This window comes from Arsenophonus endosymbiont of Aphis craccivora (genome assembly GCF_013460135.1).
Classification (GTDB): domain Bacteria; phylum Pseudomonadota; class Gammaproteobacteria; order Enterobacterales; family Enterobacteriaceae; genus Arsenophonus; species Arsenophonus nilaparvatae.
The window spans coordinates 2,363,534-2,382,181 of record NZ_CP038155.1; the positions used below are offsets into that span (position 1 = coordinate 2,363,534).

Annotated in this window: 9 protein-coding genes, 2 tRNA genes, 3 rRNA genes and 5 pseudogenes; 9 read left to right on the top strand and 10 right to left on the bottom strand. The window is 42.1% G+C overall.

From position 1 onward, the window contains the following. Positions 1 to 227 precede the first annotated feature (227 nt). The 3 genes and pseudogenes from E3U36_RS11945 to metN form a co-directional block, all read right to left on the bottom strand. A pseudogene (locus E3U36_RS11945) lies at positions 228 to 1,049 on the bottom strand (MetQ/NlpA family lipoprotein). A 32-nt stretch (positions 1,050 to 1,081) separates the two neighbouring features. Then, positions 1,082 to 1,744 carry a methionine ABC transporter permease MetI gene (gene metI / locus E3U36_RS11950; RefSeq protein ID WP_180816669.1) on the bottom strand — a complete coding sequence of 221 codons (663 nt, stop codon included), beginning with the start codon at positions 1,742 to 1,744 and terminating at the stop codon, positions 1,082 to 1,084. 46 nt (positions 1,745 to 1,790) lie between these two features. Beyond that, positions 1,791 to 2,768, bottom strand: a complete 978-nt coding sequence (metN, locus tag E3U36_RS11955) for a methionine ABC transporter ATP-binding protein MetN (RefSeq protein WP_180816670.1) — start codon at positions 2,766 to 2,768, stop codon at positions 1,791 to 1,793. A 171-nt stretch (positions 2,769 to 2,939) separates the two neighbouring features. Here metN and gmhB point away from each other — a divergent pair, with 171 nt between their 5' ends. The 7 genes and pseudogenes from gmhB to E3U36_RS11990 all read left to right on the top strand — a co-directional run bounded on the left by gmhB (position 2,940) and on the right by E3U36_RS11990 (position 10,549). Further along, complete coding sequence (gmhB, locus tag E3U36_RS11960; RefSeq protein ID WP_180816671.1) at positions 2,940 to 3,503, top strand: D-glycero-beta-D-manno-heptose 1,7-bisphosphate 7-phosphatase; 564 nt, start codon at positions 2,940 to 2,942, stop codon at positions 3,501 to 3,503. Positions 3,504 to 3,914: 411 nt separating this feature from the next. Beyond that, a 16S ribosomal RNA gene (locus E3U36_RS11965) occupies positions 3,915 to 5,459 on the top strand. A 66-nt stretch (positions 5,460 to 5,525) separates the two neighbouring features. After that, positions 5,526 to 5,602, top strand: a tRNA-Ile gene (locus tag E3U36_RS11970). Positions 5,603 to 5,669: 67 nt separating this feature from the next. Next, positions 5,670 to 5,745: transfer RNA gene (locus E3U36_RS11975), tRNA-Ala, on the top strand. Positions 5,746 to 6,081: 336 nt separating this feature from the next. Next, positions 6,082 to 8,985 (top strand): 23S ribosomal RNA (locus tag E3U36_RS11980). Between the two features lie 154 nt (positions 8,986 to 9,139). Further along, positions 9,140 to 9,255: ribosomal RNA gene (gene rrf, locus E3U36_RS11985) — 5S ribosomal RNA — on the top strand. Together the 16S, 23S and 5S rRNA genes with 2 tRNA genes alongside form the textbook arrangement of a ribosomal RNA operon. A 370-nt stretch (positions 9,256 to 9,625) precedes the next feature. Then, positions 9,626 to 10,549 (top strand): annotated as a pseudogene (locus E3U36_RS11990) (IS5 family transposase). A 56-nt stretch (positions 10,550 to 10,605) separates the two neighbouring features. Here the strand turns inward: E3U36_RS11990 and E3U36_RS11995 are convergent. From E3U36_RS11995 to hxpB, 3 genes and pseudogenes are all read right to left on the bottom strand, one after another. Continuing rightward, positions 10,606 to 11,064: pseudogene (locus tag E3U36_RS11995) on the bottom strand (cation:dicarboxylate symporter family transporter); the annotation flags it as partial. Positions 11,065 to 11,225: 161 nt separating this feature from the next. Continuing rightward, positions 11,226 to 11,819, bottom strand: coding sequence for a metal-dependent hydrolase (locus E3U36_RS12000; RefSeq protein ID WP_180816673.1), 594 nt, complete (start codon positions 11,817 to 11,819; stop codon positions 11,226 to 11,228). A 187-nt stretch (positions 11,820 to 12,006) separates the two neighbouring features. Further along, positions 12,007 to 12,672 carry a hexitol phosphatase HxpB gene (gene hxpB, locus E3U36_RS12005; RefSeq protein ID WP_180816674.1) on the bottom strand — a complete coding sequence of 222 codons (666 nt, stop codon included), beginning with the start codon at positions 12,670 to 12,672 and terminating at the stop codon, positions 12,007 to 12,009. Between the two features lie 183 nt (positions 12,673 to 12,855). Between hxpB and E3U36_RS12010 the strand changes: the two genes are divergently transcribed. Continuing rightward, a complete protein-coding gene (locus tag E3U36_RS12010) occupies positions 12,856 to 13,395 on the top strand; it encodes a YniB family protein (RefSeq protein ID WP_180816675.1) in 540 nt (179 codons plus the stop codon). A 136-nt stretch (positions 13,396 to 13,531) separates the two neighbouring features. Here E3U36_RS12010 and E3U36_RS12015 read toward each other — a convergent pair whose 3' ends face one another. Continuing rightward, positions 13,532 to 14,455 carry an IS5 family transposase gene (locus E3U36_RS12015; protein WP_180816040.1) on the bottom strand — a complete coding sequence of 308 codons (924 nt, stop codon included), beginning with the start codon at positions 14,453 to 14,455 and terminating at the stop codon, positions 13,532 to 13,534. Between the two features lie 493 nt (positions 14,456 to 14,948). Here E3U36_RS12015 and E3U36_RS12020 point away from each other — a divergent pair, with 493 nt between their 5' ends. Next, entirely contained in the window at positions 14,949 to 15,872 is a 924-nt protein-coding gene (locus E3U36_RS12020; protein ID WP_180816591.1) for an IS5 family transposase, read from the top strand. Positions 15,873 to 16,026: 154 nt separating this feature from the next. Here E3U36_RS12020 and E3U36_RS12025 read toward each other — a convergent pair whose 3' ends face one another. The 3 genes and pseudogenes from E3U36_RS12025 to E3U36_RS12035 form a co-directional block, all read right to left on the bottom strand. Beyond that, positions 16,027 to 16,890, bottom strand: coding sequence for a metal ABC transporter permease (locus E3U36_RS12025; RefSeq protein WP_180816676.1), 864 nt, complete (start codon positions 16,888 to 16,890; stop codon positions 16,027 to 16,029). Further along, positions 16,883 to 17,761 (bottom strand): annotated as a pseudogene (locus E3U36_RS12030) (metal ABC transporter permease). Before E3U36_RS12030 ends, E3U36_RS12025 begins: the two are co-directional and overlap by 8 nt. A gap of 3 nt (positions 17,762 to 17,764) precedes the next feature. After that, positions 17,765 to 18,648, bottom strand: a pseudogene (locus E3U36_RS12035) (manganese/iron ABC transporter ATP-binding protein).

Below are 18,648 nucleotides of genomic sequence, written 5' to 3' on the forward strand. Positions count from 1 at the left end.
TCTGGTTTATTATATTCAGCTGGAGAAAGTACATTACAGCCTGAGATACAGAGTGTAAGACAACAGAGTAATAGGCGCATATAAATTCCTTATTAAAGAAATCAAATAGAACTACAAATCAGTTTTAGCCATAATAATAGAAACAATTGACTGTATAAAATTTATAATAAAACAAGCGAATATAATCCGCTTGTTTTATTATAATGTCATTTTTTTTGAAAAAGCGATCACCAGCCTGGAATAGCACCACCGTCAAAAATTTTATTGGCTGTTTCAGCTACTTCTTCGGATTGATAGGCTTTAACAAACTTTTTCACATTTTCATTATCTTTATTATCTTCACGACTCACAATGAGATTTACATAAGGTGCATTTTTGTCCTCAATGAACAATCCATCTTTTGCGGGCGTTAATTTAGGTTCGGAGCTACTAGCCCAAGTTGAATTAATAATCGCTAGTGCAATTTTTGGATCATCTAAACTACGGGGTAATTGCGGTGCTTCAAGTTCAATAAAGTTTAGCTTTTTTGGATTTTCGGTGATATCCAATATAGTGGGTTGTAAACCGGCACTGGCATTTACTTTGATTAGCCCTTGTTTTTGTAGCAACAATAGTGAACGTCCTAAATTGGTAGGATCATTCGGGATCGCGATGTGGGCTCCATCAGGTAGTTGTTCAACAGATTTAATTTTTTTAGAATAAGCCGCAATAGTATAAATAAAGGTGTTTCCAACAGCGACTAATTTATAATTGCGATCTTTAATTTGTTGCTCTAAATAAGGTTTATGTTGAAATACATTGAGATCAATATCGCCTTTGTCCAGGGATTCATTTGGCAATACAAAATCATTAAAGGTAACTAATTCAACATCTAACTAATATTTTTCTTTGGCAACTTTTTGTGCGACTTCAGCCACTGCTAACTCTTTCCCCATAATGACACCCACTTTGATGTGATTAGGTTTTTCTGTTTTTTCACCACAGCCACTAAAAATTAATATGCTTAATAGCACTGCAACAGCGGTGATAGTTTTTATTTTGATAGACATAATTACCTCTATAAGACTAAATCTTAGTGCTTTTAAGCAATAATTTTATTTACGGTTTTTTTCATTACGTGATTACCAACAAATTGAATAGCAAAAACCAAAATAATTAGTAAAGCAAGAACCGTATTCATAACAGTTGTGTTATAGGTATAATAGCCGTATTGCATAGCAATCTGACCCAGTCCACCAGAACCCACTGCGCCGCCCATTGCAGAGTAACCTACTAACATAATTAAAGTAATGGTCGCTGCATTGACTAAACCGGGTAAAGATTCAGGTAACAGAATTTTACCAATGATTTGTAGCGGCGTTGCACCCATTGAACGAGCAGCTTCAATTAAGCCATTAGGGATCTCTAACAGCGTATTTTCAACCATACGGGCAATGAAAGGTGCTGCACCAATAGTTAACGGAACGATCGCGGCCTGAATACCGATAGATGTGCCGACAATTAATTTAGTTAATGGAATAATCCAAACCAATAAAATAATAAATGGAATGGAACGAAACACATTAACCAATGCAGACACTATTCGATAAAGGGTAAGATGTTCCATAACTTGCCCGGGGCGGGTCACATAAAGTAATATGCCAATAGGAATCCCCAATAAAAACCCCAAAAATCCCGACACAAAAGTCATGATAAGTGTATCTAACGTACCATTTAGTAGCAGAATGATCATTTTTTCAGACATAACCTAAGATCTCCACTTTTACATGGTGCTCTTCTAAAAAAGTAATTTATTTTTCAATACCTTCGTCAAGACCATGAAATTCAGCAAGCATAAAACCAAATTTAACACCACCGGCGTAATCTATTTGTGAGCTCAATATATTGATGTCGATATTAAATTTTCTAACAAACATTGAAATTAATGGTGCATCTACTGACTTACCGGTAAATTCCAATTTCAATAATGGCGATAAATCTGGCGCTGGAACCCTCTGCAAACGCGTTTGATAATCTTCTGGAATATCTAATACGAATGTTGATTTAATAAAATTTTGCGCAATTGGTGTCTTAGGATGAGAAAATACCTCACTGACGCTATCTTGTTCTATTAAACGCCCTTCACTGATAATCGCGACTTGATAGCATATACGTTTTACAACATCCATCTCGTGAGTAATAAGCAAGATGGTTAAACCTAAACGTCGATTAATATCTTTTAATAGATCAAGAATAGAACGTGTTGTTGCTGGATCTAATGCACTTGTCGCTTCATCACATAATAATATTTTAGGCGAATTGGCTAAAGCGCGAGCTATAGCAACGCGTTGCTTCTGTCCTCCAGATAGACTGGCTGGATAGGCATCTTTTTTATTTGCTAAACCGACTAGCTTTAATAACTCTGTTACGCGTTGATGGATCTCGGCTTTTGGCGTGTTATCTAGTTCTAGAGGTAAGGCAATATTATCGAAAACATTGCGTGATGAAAGTAGATTGAAATGTTGGAAAATCATGCCGATAGTACGACGCGTTAAGATTAATTGTTTTTCAGAAAGATCTGTCAACGCTTGCCCATCAATCAATACTTCACCTGTCGTTGGGCGTTCAAGCATATTGACACAACGAATTAGCGTACTTTTTCCGGCACCGGAAGCACCGATAACTCCGTAAATTTGGCCTTGAGGAACATGCAGATTAATATTGGTTAATGCGTGAATTGCATGTGCTCCTTGGTGAAAAATTTTATTAATGTTAGAAAGTCTTATCATTATTGTGATCTACTAAATAATGGAAATAGAGCGGTAAGAAAATTCGACTATATTTAACACAGATGTTAAGGCGTCTAGACGTCTGAGTCAACAAAAATATAAATACGACTCTTGTTCTTATTTAGCTGCTTTTCATATAATGAAAAAAGTTAAATTTAATGGAGTAATGTGGTGAGTCAAAGTATTCCGGCAATTTTCCTCGATCGTGATGGTACTATTAACCTCGATCATGGTTATGTTTATGAAATAGATAATTTTCAGTTTATCGAAGGCGCAATTGAAGCAATGCTTGAATTAAAAAAAATGGGCTATGCATTGATTATTGTTACTAATCAATCAGTTATTGCAAGAGGATTCTTAACCGAAGCACAATTTCTTGAACTGACAGAATGGATGGATTGGTCTCTTATTGATCGTGGCGTTGAGCTTGATGGTATTTATTATTGTCCTCATCATCCTGATGCAATTGAACAAAAATATAAACAAATATGCGATTGCCGTAAGCCGAAAGCTGGTATGCTATTGGCAGCGCGAAAACAACTTAATATTAATATGAAGGCCTCTTACATGGTGGGCGATAAGCTTTCTGATATGCAAGCCGGTAAAGAAGCACATATTGGTACTAATGTATTGGTAACTACAGGAAAATCTGTCACTGAAGATGATAAAAAGTCTGCTGATTGGATTATAAATAGCCTGGCAGATTTACCTAATAAGATAAAAAATCGCCAATAAAAAAATAAAAGTATTGTTCATAAATAAAGCAAATTTATTTTTTTCAAAAAAGTACTTGTACAAAGCTAAAATCAATCTATAATGCCCTCCCGTTAACGCAATTTACTCATCAATTGATGAATAAAAGCGAAAAGGAAAATTAAGGTGAAAAGCGTAATATACGCCACCTCGCGGCCTAGGTCGCACGCTCTTTAACAATTAATCAGACAATCTGTGTGGGCACTCGCAAGACATCATCAAAAAATATTTGATTTTAAAGTCTTGAAGAGTGACAAACAGTTAATTCATATATGAACTAATATGCAGTAACGTTATTTTGGACGGCAGCGGCGAAGGTGGTCAAACATCGGCAAAGCGGGTTGAACAAAAGGGCGTTACGGTCAGTAAAACATTCTTTGAGCATCAAGCTTTTAATTGAAGAGTTTGATCATGGCTCAGATTGAACGCTGGCGGCAGGCCTAACACATGCAAGTCGAGCGGCAGCGGAAGGAAGCTTGCTTCCTTGCCGGCGAGCGGCGGACGGGTGAGTAAGGTATGGGGATCTGGCCGAAGGCGGGGGATAACCACTGGAAACGGTGGCTAATACCGCATAATCTCTAAGGAGCAAAGTGGGGGACCGTTCTGGCCTCACACCTGCGGATGAACCCATATGAGATTAGCTAGTAGGTGGGGTAATGGCTCACCTAGGCGACGATCTCTAGCTGGTCTGAGAGGATGATCAGCCACACTGGGACTGAGACACGGCCCAGACTCCTACGGGAGGCAGCAGTGGGGAATATTGCACAATGGGCGCAAGCCTGATGCAGCCATGCCGCGTGTATGAAGAAGGCCTTCGGGTTGTAAAGTACTTTCAGTCGTGAGGAAGGTGTTAAGGTTAATAACCTTAGCAATTGACGTTAGCGACAGAAGAAGCACCGGCTAACTCCGTGCCAGCAGCCGCGGTAATACGGAGGGTGCGAGCGTTAATCGGAATTACTGGGCGTAAAGGGCACGCAGGCGGTTAATTAAGTTGGATGTGAAATCCCCGGGCTTAACCTGGGAATGGCATTCAAGACTGGTTAGCTAGAGTCGTGTAGAGGGGGGTAGAATTCCATGTGTAGCGGTGAAATGCGTAGAGATGTGGAGGAATACCGGTGGCGAAGGCGGCCCCCTGGACAAAGACTGACGCTCATGTGCGAAAGCGTGGGGAGCAAACAGGATTAGATACCCTGGTAGTCCACGCTGTAAACGATGTCGATTTGGAGGTTGTGGTCATAAACTGTGGCCTCCGGAGCTAACGCGTTAAATCGACCGCCTGGGGAGTACGGCCGCAAGGTTAAAACTCAAATGAATTGACGGGGGCCCGCACAAGCGGTGGAGCATGTGGTTTAATTCGATGCAACGCGAAGAACCTTACCTACTCTTGACATCCAGCGAATCCTTTAGAGATAGAGGAGTGCCTTCGGGAACGCTGAGACAGGTGCTGCATGGCTGTCGTCAGCTCGTGTTGTGAAATGTTGGGTTAAGTCCCGCAACGAGCGCAACCCTTATCCTTTGTTGCCAGCGAGTAGTGTCGGGAACTCAAAGGAGACTGCCGGTGATAAACCGGAGGAAGGTTGGGATGACGTCAAGTCATCATGGCCCTTACGAGTAGGGCTACACACGTGCTACAATGGCGTATACAGAGAGAGGCGAGCCAGCGATGGGAAGCGGAACTCAGAAAGTACGTCGAAGTCCGGATTGGAGTCTGCAACTCGACTCCATGAAGTCGGAATCGCTAGTAATCGCGGATCAGCATGTCGCGGTGAATACGTTCCCGGGCCTTGTACACACCGCCCGTCACACCATGGGAGTGGGTTGCAAAAGAAGTAGGTAGCTTAACCTTTTTGGATGGCGCTTACCACTTTGTGATTCATGACTGGGGTGAAGTCGTAACAAGGTAACCGTAGGGGAACCTGCGGTTGGATCACCTCCTTACCTAGATAGATGGAATGTGAGTGTTCACACAGATTGTCTGATGAAGATTGAGCAGAATGTATCATTAGGCTTGTAGCTCAGGTGGTTAGAGCGCACCCCTGATAAGGGTGAGGTCGGTGGTTCAAGTCCACTCAGGCCTACCAACATTGCTGACGGAAGTGGCTGAAAGGCAAGGTTAGCAGTAAGGTGTAATGATACGACAATCTTAATGGGGCTATAGCTCAGCTGGGAGAGCGCCTGCTTTGCACGCAGGAGGTCAGCGGTTCGATCCCGCTTAGCTCCACCATATTGCAAGATAAAAATAGAAAAAAAGTTATTCAGAGCAGGCTGGCAACAGTATGCTGCGAATAATTATGCTCTTTAACAATCTGGAACAAGCTGAAAATTGAAACACACATTATTAAAAAAATAGTGTGGAGAACTCTCAAAACTCCAATCAGTTGGGTTTTTGTTGTCATGATGAAGAGTTATGAGCGAGCAGTCAGCAATTCGAGGCGGCCAGCGCACAGCAAGCGCAGCGTACTAAAGTACGTGAGCATTGCGCGCAATGCCCAACACAGAATTGGTGGACGCTCATCCATAACCCAACAAAAAGACAGTAGAAGACCCCTTCGGGTTGTGAGGTTAAGCGAATGAAGCGTACACGGTGGATGCCTAGGCAGTCAGAGGCGATGAAGGACGTGCTAATCTGCGAAAAGCGTCGGTAAGCTGATATGAAGCGTATTAGCCGGCGATGTCCGAATGGGGAAACCCAGTGCATTAATGCACTATCGTTTGATGAATTCATAGTCAAACGAGGCGAACCGGGGGAACTGAAACATCTCAGTATCCCGAGGAAAAGAAATCAACCGAGATTCCCCCAGTAGCGGCGAGCGAACGGGGAGCAGCCCAGAGTCAACATCAATATTTACCGCAGGAGAAGGGTCTGGAAAGGCCAGCAATAAAGGGTGATAGCCCCGTATCTGAAACGGTAAGTGTTGTGAACTCGAAGAGTAAGGCGGGACACGTGTTATCCTGTCTGAATATGGGGGGACCATCCTCCAAGGCTAAATACTACTGACTGACCGATAGTAAACCAGTACCGTGAGGGAAAGGCGAAAAGAACCCCGGCGAGGGGAGTGAAATAGAACCTGAAACCGTGTACGTACAAGCAGTGGGAGCACCCGACAGGGTGTGACTGCGTACCTTTTGTATAATGGGTCAGCGACTTATATTCTGTAGCAAGGTTAACCGTATAGGGGAGCCGTAGGGAAACCGAGTCTGAACTGGGCGTTAAGTTGCAGGGTATAGACCCGAAACCCGGTGATCTAGCCATGGGCAGGTTGAAGGTTGGGTAACACTAACTGGAGGACCGAACCGACTAATGTTGAAAAATTAGCGGATGACTTGTGGCTGGGGGTGAAAGGCCAATCAAACCGGGAGATAGCTGGTTCTCCCCGAAAGCTATTTAGGTAGCGCCTCGTGCATTCATCTTCGGGGGTAGAGCACTGTTTCGGCTAGGGGGTCATCCCGACTTACCAACCCGATGCAAACTACGAATACCGAAGAATGTTATCACGGGAGACATACGGCGGGTGCTAACGTCCGTCGTGAAGAGGGAAACAACCCAGACCGCCAGCTAAGGTCCCGAAGTCATGGTTAAGTGGGAAACGAAGTGGGAAGGCTTAGACAGCCAGGATGTTGGCTTAGAAGCAGCCATCATTTAAAGAAAGCGTAATAGCTCACTGGTCGAGTCGGCCTGCACGGAAGATGTAACGGGGCTAAACCATGCACCGAAGCTGCGGCAGCGACATTTAGATGTTGTTGGGTAGGGGAGCGTTCTGTAAGCCGTAGAAGGTGGACTGAGAGGTCTGCTGGAGGTATCAGAAGTGCGAATGCTGACATAAGTAACGATAAAGCGGGTAAAAAACCCGCTCGCCGAAAGACCAAGGTTTCCTGTCCAACGTTAATCGGGGCAGGGTAAGTCGACCCCTAAGGCGAGGCTGAAAAGCGTAGTCGATGGGAAACGGGTTAATATTCCCGTACTAATGGTTACTGCGAAGGGGGGACGGAGAAGGCTAGGCTATCCGGGCGACGGTTGTCCCGGTTTAAGCGAGTAGGTGGGTAGTGCAGGCAAATCCGCACTGCTACAACACTGAGACGTGATGACGAGCCACCAAGGTGGTGAAGTAGTTGATGCCCAGCTTCCAGGAAAAGCCTCTAAGCGATAGGTAATCATTAATCGTACCCAAAACCGACACAGGTGGTTAGGTAGAGAATACTCAGGCGCTTGAGAGAACTCGGGTGAAGGAACTAGGCAAAATGGTGCCGTAACTTCGGGAGAAGGCACGCTGGCATTAGGTGAAGGGTCTAGCATCCGGAGCTGAAGCCAGTCGAAGATACCAGCTGGCTGCAACTGTTTATTAAAAACACAGCACTGTGCAAACACGAAAGTGGACGTATACGGTGTGACGCCTGCCCGGTGCTGGAAGGTTAATTGATGGGGTAAGCAGTAAGGCGAAGCTCTTGATCGAAGCCCCAGTAAACGGCGGCCGTAACTATAACGGTCCTAAGGTAGCGAAATTCCTTGTCGGGTAAGTTCCGACCTGCACGAATGGCGTAATGATGGCCAGGCTGTCTCCACCCGAGACTCAGTGAAATTGAACTCGCTGTGAAGATGCAGTGTACCCGCGGCAAGACGGAAAGACCCCGTGAACCTTTACTATAGCTTGACACTGAACATTGAGCCTTGATGTGTAGGATAGGTGGGAGGCTTTGAAGTGTGGACGGCAGTCTGCATGGAGCCAACGTTGAAATACCACCCTTTAATGTTTGATGTTCTAACTTAGGCCCGTAATCCGGGCTGAGGACAGTGTCTGGTGGGTAGTTTGACTGGGGCGGTCTCCTCCCAAAGCGTAACGGAGGAGCACGAAGGTTGGCTAATCACGGTCGGACATCGTGAGGTTAGTGCAAAGGCATAAGCCAGCTTGACTGCGAGCGTGACGGCGCGAGCAGGTACGAAAGTAGGTCTTAGTGATCCGGTGGTTCTGAATGGAAGGGCCATCGCTCAACGGATAAAAGGTACTCCGGGGATAACAGGCTGATACCGCCCAAGAGTTCATATCGACGGCGGTGTTTGGCACCTCGATGTCGGCTCATCACATCCTGGGGCTGAAGTAGGTCCCAAGGGTATGGCTGTTCGCCATTTAAAGTGGTACGCGAGCTGGGTTTAGAACGTCGTGAGACAGTTCGGTCCCTATCTGTCGTGGGCGAAGGAAGATTGAGGGGGGCTGCTCCTAGTACGAGAGGACCGGAGTGGACGCACCACTGGTGTACAGGTTGTCATGCCAATGGCATCGCCTGGTAGCTAAGTGCGGAAGAGATAACCGCTGAAAGCATCTAAGCGGGAAACTGGCCTCAAGATGAGTCTTCCCTGACAGTAATGTCCTATAAGGGGTGTTCGAGACGAGGACGTAGATAGGCTGGATGTGTAAGCGTAGCGATACGTTGAGCTAACCAGTACTAATGACCCGAGAGGCTTAACCTGACAACACCGAAGGTGTTTTGAGAGAGAGAATTTTAGCTTGTTTTGAGATTGAATCTGGTCGGATTTTGCTGAAGGCCGAGGTATGTTCGCTACTGAGGTAGGTGAGCAGACTATAAGGCAGCGAAATAAGACGGGATAAATAGAAAAGAATTTGTCTGGCGGTAATAGCGCGGTGGTCCCACCTGACCCCATGCCGAACTCAGAAGTGAAATGCCGTAGCGCCGATGGTAGTGTGGGGTATCCCCATGTGAGAGTAGGTAACTGCTAAGCTTAAAATATTAAGGCCACCTAATTAAGGTGGCTTTTTTTATCTAAAAAATAGCTATATTCAATATAAAACTTGCATAACAACTTTAATACTAATGCAATTTTTTATATCAATAATAAAAGTGATATTTATATTAATTTTAATAATTTCATTTGTTCATAATTAATTACGCTAATTATCTTGTAATATATTTATTTGATATTAGCGACATTATTATTCTATTTTTTAACAAAATTGAGCCTATCAACATTTATCTATTGAATATTTGATATAAGATTAAATAACCTCAAAAAAAGGGGCTTTGTTGAATAAATCGAACTTTTAGGTGATTGGCGGAGCTGATCGCTAAATTCGTTTCAACATCAGGTCCCCATGGCAAAGCAAAAGTTTAAAATTACCAACTGGCCCGCGTACAACAAGGCACTCAGACAACGCGGTTCCCTGACGGTCTGGCTTGATGAGTCGGCCATCGCTGGATGGACTGACAGTTCTTCGCCTGAAGGTCGTGGCCGGCCGCTTTACTACAGCGATATGGCTGTTACCACTGTCCTGATGATGAAGCGTGTGTTTAACCTGTCGCTCCGGGCATTACAGGGCTTCGTTGATTCGATTTTTAAACTCATGTCTTAGCCGCTGTGCTGTCCGGACTACTCGCTGGTCAGCAGACGAGCAAAGAGCGTCAACATCAGCATAAAAACGCCAACGCGTGGTGAAATCTCGCATCTGGTCATCGACAGTACCGGTCTGAAGGTCTTTGGCGAAGGTGAATGGAAAGTCAGGCAGCATGGGGCTGACAGACGAAGAGTGTGGCGCAAGCTTCATCTGGCAGCAGACAGTGTGACTCATGAGATTATCTGTGCCGACTTATCGCTCAGCGGAACGACAGATGCGCAGGCACTGCCGGGCCTGATTAACCAAACCCACCGGAAAATCAGGGAAGTGTCAGCAGACGGTGCTTATGACGCCTGTTACTGCCACGATGCGTTGCTAAGAAAGAAAATCAGGCCCCTTATCCCGCCGCGAAGCGGAGCGAAATACTGGCCGGACAAGTACCATGAACGTAACCATGCGGTGGCGAATCAGCGTCTGAGCAGGAGTAATGATATGTGGAAAAAGAAAGTGGGTTATCAACGGCGTTCAGTGGCAGAAACAGCGATGTTCCGCATAAAAACTTTGCTGGGTGGCCATCTGAGCCTGCGTGACTATGAGGCTCAGGTAGGTGAAGCAATGGCGATGGTCAAAGCGCTGAACCGTATGACGTTGTTGGGTATGCCACACAGCGTCAGGATCGGATAACAGGTGTAGCAGAGGGAGCCATCCTGGCGGCTAATTCTGATTTATTCAACAAAGCCGTTATTTTCTATTATCCCAAGTTGAATAGTTGCACTCCTAGTTTGTACCATACCTTCTGCAGTTAAGCCAAACCAATATGTAATAATAATCCTGATGAGAGCGGCAATCGCTGTTGTAAAAAGAAGGATTCCAATGGTGAAAAAACTGATTTTTCCTAATGAAGAGGTTTGATGCAAACGTGCTACCGCATTTAGTATGGAAGCAAATACCAAAGGCATAATAATCATTTGAAGTAATTTCACATACCCATTGCCTACAATATTGAACCAAGATAATGAATCATGCACTATTTGATTATTAATACCATATATTAAATGTAAAACAACACCAAAAACAGTACCAATAAGAAGACCGACAAAAACTTTTTTTGATAGACTCCATCCATCTGCACTTATTTTGGCCAATAACAGCAATAATAGGATAAAGATAAGTACATTCATAATTACAGGGAAATTCATACCCACTCTCCAGCTCGGTTTATTGTTCTAGGTATAAGATTTTTTGTCATTGGTGAAGTAAGATGATGAAAAACTTCCAATGAAATTCATTTTCCCTTATATATTATCAGCAATAAAAATAATTTTCTTATAACTAAATTCAATTTTATATTCATAATATTTCATCGTGAATGGAATAAAATTAAATCATTTAATTCATTAACTACATATGTAATAAAGTTTTTTTTTGGTTCTTGTAACAGCGAGCGTAGTGGTAATTGATAGTTCGATGGAATTAATATCGCACAAATAGCTAATAATATGGCGATAGAATGTTCTGCTCTTTGATTAGAATTATTACCTAAGATAGGAAAACAGAAAGAAATTTTTGCTGGCCATAAGAAAGGTATCCCTTTCGCGGTTAACATATCCCCGACTAAATGACTAAAATAACCTAATAAGAATGCTTGAATCAGGGCATCAGAAAGCCAGTAACTATTGGGCAATTGAGTTGATAATAACATAATGAGCAGCCATGCGAGTAAACTGTGGGTAAAACCACGGTGACCACATAAACGACAAATTGGCACAGAAATGAAACGAAATAAGCGTCCGAGAGAAGAGGATGGATGATCTATATCCGGTAGCAGTGCGCCAAGTAGCGCACCGGCTAATAAATGAAGCCAATCACCATGTGCAAACTCAGGTGTTATTGCTAGTTTATGCACAAGTATTAATGATGATACTGAAAAAAACAGATGCCCGGTGGCAGTCATAGCATATAATATCCTACTGTTTATTTATACAGTTTGCAAAGTATAATAGTTTTGGCTTAGTTTGAGTAGTGTAATCGAAAAAAATATCTTATTTATTAAATAATAAGAGCAATTTTTTATAAGAGAAGTGATATTGCATTAGTTTGGCAGTATACTGATGCATCAAATTACTGCCAATTGATCAAATTTAAACGATATGCTTAGTTGTTAATTCAGCCAGCGTATTGAGTTTGACGTCTGCTAATGTCCAACGTGGATCAGTGAAATGATCTTTTTGTGGGACAACGATACTACGCATACGTGCAGCTTTAACCGCAATCATACCATGAAAAGAGTCTTCAAAAGCCACACCATGTGTTGGTTCTATAGCTAGCAGTTTCGCTGCTTGTAAATAAACTTCTGGATGGGGTTTACTGTAGGGTAATGGTGTCGCTGATACTACGGCTGAAAAGTAATCGCTAATATTAAACATAGTGAGTACTTTTTCTAATATGTGCTTTGGTGAAGCTGATGCTAAACCAATTTTTAAATTATGATCCTGACATAGTTGAAGTGCATGTTTAACACCTGGTAATAAAGGTCGTTGTTCTTCTATAAGTTCAATAACCCGTCTAACAATTTTTTGTTCCACCTCTTCTAATGAGGTTCCTTGCCAGGGGGCAGCTAAATACCACAGTTGTACCACTTGATCGATACGTAATCCTAGAGTGTCGGGAAGTTGATTAGCAATTGAAGTATTAACGCCAAGTTTACTAAGAATTTCTTTTTCTGCTTGGCTCCAAAGGGGTTCAGAATTAATCAATAACCCATCCATGTCAAAAATAGCAGCTTTTATAGATAGCTCATGAGACATTAAAAGCACTCCTATTATTCATTATTTGTTGCTTAATTCTATCAATTTAAAATAAATAAAGAAATCTTTTAATATAGGTAGGTGAGGTCTTATTTTGGTTAGTGATAAAATAACATTTATATGTTTTTGATAACATTTTATCATTTAATATAAATGGTAATATAAAAAATATGAGGAGATTTAATGAATTATCAAACAGCATTTTATATCGCTATTACAAAGCGTGTTTTAGGATGGATAATTTTTTCTTTAGCGTTGGTGTCTACTGTAGTTTCATTAGTTTTGCTAGCAGAAAAGCAAGGTTTACAAGGGGATGGCTTAAATGCTGTAGCCAATGATTTTATTAAAATTATGGCTCTTATTATACGGCAAAACACGGTCTTTTTAAATTTTTTTTGGCATAATTCACCAATTCCCAGTACTAATATGGGACTTTCGACAGCTAATCTTGGTTTTATTTTACTATTTTTCTTAATGTTTGTTGGTCAAGCTTTGAGTGCTTCAGGTAACAGAATGAATCGTCAATTGAAATTTATTAAAGAAAGTATTGAAGATCATCTTATTTTTGAAAGAGCGAAAGGTACTGAAGTATCAAAAGAAGAGATAGAAGCCAAAATTACTATTCCTCGTCATACCATTTTCCAGCAGTTTTTTATTTTGTATATATTACCGATTATATTAGGAGTAATACTTTACTTCATAATGAATATTTTAGGCTGGTAGTTTTTTTATATTATAATCAATTGAAAAATAATTTTATTGAACAGTTGAATGAAGATCATCAGTAATAACTTATCTAACAAGGCTTTGTTGAATAAATCAGAATTAGCCGCCAGGATGGCTCCCTCTGCTACAGCTGTTATCCGATCCTGACGCTGTGTGGCATACCCAACAACGTCATACGGTTCAGCGCTTTGACCATCGCCATTGCTTCACCTACCTGAGCCTCATAGTCACGCAGCCTCAGATGGCCACCCAGCAAAGTTTTTATGCGGAACATCGCTGTTTCTGCCACTGAACGCCGGTGATAACCCACTTTCTTTTTCCACATATCATTACTCCTGCTCAGACGCTGATTCGCCACCGCATGGTTACGTTCATGGTACTTGTCCGGCCAGTATTTCGCTCCGCTTCGCGGCGGGATAAGGGGCCTGATTTTCTTTCTTAGCAACGCATCGTGGCAGTAACAGGCGTCATAAGCACCGTCTGCTGACACTTCCCTGATTTTCCGGTGGGTTTGGTTAATCAGGCCCGGCAGTGCCTGCGCATCTGTCGTTCCGCTGAGCGATAAGTCGGCACAGATAATCTCATGAGTCACACTGTCTGCTGCCAGATGAAGCTTGCGCCACACTCTTCGTCTGTCAGCCCCATGCTGCCTGACTTTCCATTCACCTTCGCCAAAGACCTTCAGACCGGTACTGTCGATGACCAGATGCGAGATTTCACCACGCGTTGGCGTTTTTATGCTGATGTTGACGCTCTTTGCTCGTCTGCTGACCAGCGAGTAGTCCGGACAGCACAGCGGCAAAGACATGAGTTTAAAAATCGAATCAACGAAGCCCTGTAATGCCCGGAGCGACAGGTTAAACACACGCTTCATCATCAGGACAGTGGTAACAGCCATATCGCTGTAGTAAAGCGGCCGGCCACGACCTTCAGGCGAAGAACTGTCAGTCCATCCAGCGATGGCCGACTCATCAAGCCAGACCGTCAGGGAACCGCGTTGTCTGAGTGCCTTGTTGTACGCGGGCCAGTTGGTAATTTTAAACTTTTGCTTTGCCATGGGGAACTGATGTTGAAACGAATTTAGCGATCAGCTCCGCCAATCACCTAAAAGTTCGATTTATTCAACAAAGCCATCTAACAATAAAACTATTGTTTTGAATGTTTTTATAGCAATTTAACAATAATAGCCTTGATATATCAATTAATGCTTATTAAAGCTGACAAGGAAATGTCAACTTCTGCGCGAGCCAGCTTTGACCAAATTCCGATTAATTATTTTAAATAAATTAATTGGAATATTTATTTTGCTATGATTGTTAAATATATTGTTTTATAATTTAGCTTTAGTAAAGATTTTTATGATGACAAAGTGTTAATTTAAATAATGAAATGAATTATTACCTATTTACATTCTAGTTATTGCATTATTCATTTCAATTCTTGAGATCATATTATGACAATTTATAGTTAATAAAGGCTTTGTTGAATAAATCGAACTTTTAGGTGATTGGCGGAGCTGATCGCTAAATTCGTTTCAACATCAGGTCCCCATGGCAAAGCAAAAGTTTAAAATTACCAACTGGCCCGCGTACAACAAGGCACTCAGACAACGCGGTTCCCTGACGGTCTGGCTTGATGAGTCGGCCATCGCTGGATGGACTGACAGTTCTTCGCCTGAAGGTCGTGGCCGGCCGCTTTACTACAGCGATATGGCTGTTACCACTGTCCTTATGATGAAGCTTGTGTTTAACCTGTCGCTACGGGCATTACAGGGCTTCGTTGATTCGATTTTTAAACTCATGTCTTTGCCGCTGTGCTGTCCGGACTACTCGCTGGTCAGCAGACGAGCAAAGAGCGTCAACATCAGCATAAAAACGCCAACGCGTGGTGAAATCTCGCATCTGGTCATCGACAGTACCGGTCTGAAGGTCTTTGGCGAAGGTGAATGGAAAGTCAGGCAGCATGGGGCTGACAGACGAAGAGTGTGGCGCAAGCTTCATCTGGCAGCAGACAGTGTGACTCATGAGATTATCTGTGCCGACTTATCGCTCAGCGGAACGACAGATGCGCAGGCACTGCCGGGCCTGATTAACCAAACCCACCGGAAAATCAGGGAAGTGTTAGCAGACGGTGCTTATGACGCCTGTTACTGCCACGACGCGTTGCTAAGAAAGAAAATCAGGCCCCTTATCCCGCCGCGAAGCGGAGCGAAATACTGGCCGGATAAGTACCATGAACGTAACCATGCGGTGGCGAATCAGCGTCTGAGCAGGAGTAATGATATGTGGAAAAAGAAAGTGGGTTATCACCGGCGTTCAGTGGCAGAAACAGCGATGTTCCGCATAAAAACTTTGCTGGGTGGCCATCTGAGGCTGCGTGACTATGAGGCTCAGGTAGGTGAAGCAATGGCGATGGTCAAAGCGCTGAACCGTATGACGTTGTTGGGTATGCCACACAGCGTCAGGATCGGATAACAACTGTAGCAGAGGGAGCCATCCTGTCGGCTAATTCTGATTTATTCAACAAAGCCGTTAATAAATAGAATTTGTATGAAACACTAAGGATTATCATCTGTAATAAATAAGATAATCCTAATTTTTTCTGGTTATTTTTAATATATTTCTTAGCTTAAGGATGAATTGAAATTTTATCGAAAGAAGAGAGCTTTTTTATTTTACTAATATAGCTGTGGATTAATGCAGCAATAAAATAAATTGCTTGAGTTATTACAATACAAGGCCCCGTTGCTGCATCAATATGAAAACTCAAAATAGTGCCTATTAACGAGGATGTGGTTGAGGCAATAACTGCAATAATTAACATTCGATTGAAATTTTGACAGAGTGTAAAAGCTATAATTCCAGGGTAAATAAGCATAGCAATGACCAGAATTATTCCTACCGCTTGTAAAGATGCCACAATGGTAAGTGCTAATAAAGAGAGTAATCCATAATGTAAAAGTTTAACAGGTAAACCAATACCATTTGCCTGATTAGGATCAAAACAATACAGCATAAAATCTTTGCGCTTTAACAGGATAATCGCGATAGTAAAAGCTGAGATCAAAAGCGTTTGTTTAAATTCAGCTTTGGTAATGCCAAGGATATTACCAAAAAGAATATGGGTAAGATGTTGATCTGTATCGATACGGGCAAATAGTACTAAACCAAAGGCAAACATACCGGAAAAAATAATACCCATGACAGTATCTTCTTTTATGCGGCTATTTTCTTTTAGATAACCGGTCGCGAATGCACAAAAAATTCCTGATATAAAAGCACCAATTGATAAAGGAATACCAATAACAAAGGCGATAACGATGCCGGGTAATACAGCATGAGAAATAGCATCACCCATTAAAGACCAACCTTTAAGTATCAAAAAGCAGGAAAGAATAGCACACACTGTTCCGGTTACAAGGGCGGTAATGATAGCTTTTTGCATAAAAGGAAAAGTAAAAGCTGTTATTAATAATTCCATCAAATCATTCATTGTTGCTTACCGCTTGTTTTAACTGTTTGAGGTGTACAATTTCTTGTCGTGCTTTGCGGCGGGAAGCAAATAAACCATATTTAGGGGCCAAAAAGAAGGCATAAAGAAAAATCAGTGTTTGCAAAGTAACGATAATTCTGCCTGTCGCACCATTAATAAAATAACTGATATAAGCGCCAAGAGCACTGGAAGTAAATCCGATTAGTATGGCAATAATAAGTAACCGCTTGAATTGATCCGTGAGTAAATAAGCTGTAGCGCCTGGGGTAATAACCATTGCTATCACAAGTATGGTTACCACAGTTTGTAAGGCAGCAACCGTACATGCGCTTAATAGGGTAAAAAAATAATTTTTAATTTTAGCGGATTTAGTCCAATAGAACGGGCATGATTTTCATCAAAGAATACTGCAAGTACATCTTTCCAGATAAACATAAGTATAATAAAAGAAATGGTAATAATAATTTCAACTTGTAATACATCTTCATCTGCAATACCTAAAATATTGCCAAAGATAATGTTTTGTACATTAACGGAAGTGGGATTTAAGCAATCCTATGGCAAAGAAGGTGGAGAAAATAAAACCAATTACTGCATTTTCTTTTAGTTTTGAAATATGGCGCACCAATGTCATGGAAAGTGCGGCAAGAATACCGGTAAAAAATGCCCCTATAGAATAGGGAAGGCCAAGGGCATAGGCACCTGCGACTCCGGTAACAACAGAATGAGAAAGGGCATCGCCCATTAACGACCACCCCTTTAACATTAGATAAGCTGACAGAAAAGCGCAGACTGCTCCAACGATAGCACTAACCCAGATTGCTTTAACCATGTAGTTATATTCAAAAGGTTGAAGTAATAGATCCAACATGATTTATTCCTTTGGTGGCTTTTTAATGACGGATGCTTGTTCATGGTTGCCATAAAAAACAGCTGCTCTTTCATCATCAGTAATAACAGTTAATGAACGAGGATCATCATCATCGTGAAGTTCTGCACCAGAGATATTAATATGGCGTAGTACACCGCCGAAGGCGAGTTGAAGATTTTTTTGGGTAAAGGTTGTTTCGATCGGACCACTAGCCAGTATAGTTCTGTTTACTAAAATAAATTGATCGCAAAATTCAGGCACGCTTCCCAAGTTATGTGTAGAAACCAAAATTAAATAGCCATTGCTACGTAAAGAACGTAAAAGCTCAATAATCGCATTTTCTGTTTTTACATCGACGCCAGTAAAAGGGTCATCAAGCAGTAATACTTTTCCTTCTTGCGCAAGTGCTCGCGCAAGAAAAACTCTTTTCTTTTGGCCGCCAGAAAGCTCACCTATTTATCGTTGTTCTAAACCGGTAAGATCAACCTGCGCCAATGCTTCAGCAACAATTTGTTTATCTTGCTGGCTTGGAATACGTAAAATACCCATTTTACCGTAGCGGCCCATCATAACTACATCATAAACTAGAACTGGACAGTTCCAGTCAACTTCTTCAGTTTGTGGTACGTAAGCAATAATATTTTGTTTAAGCGCTGTTTTGATCGCAGCATTGTTTAATGTTACACGTCCTTGTGTTGGTGTTACTAAACCCATTATTGTCTTAAACAGCGTTGATTTGCCACTACCATTAACGCCTACTAGCGCACAAATTGAACCACCAGTAATATAAAACTGGCATCGTAAATAGCAGTATGCCCGTTATTGTATGTAACAGTAGCATTATCAACAACTAAGTTTGGTTTTTCGTAAAAAATATTGTTACTCAT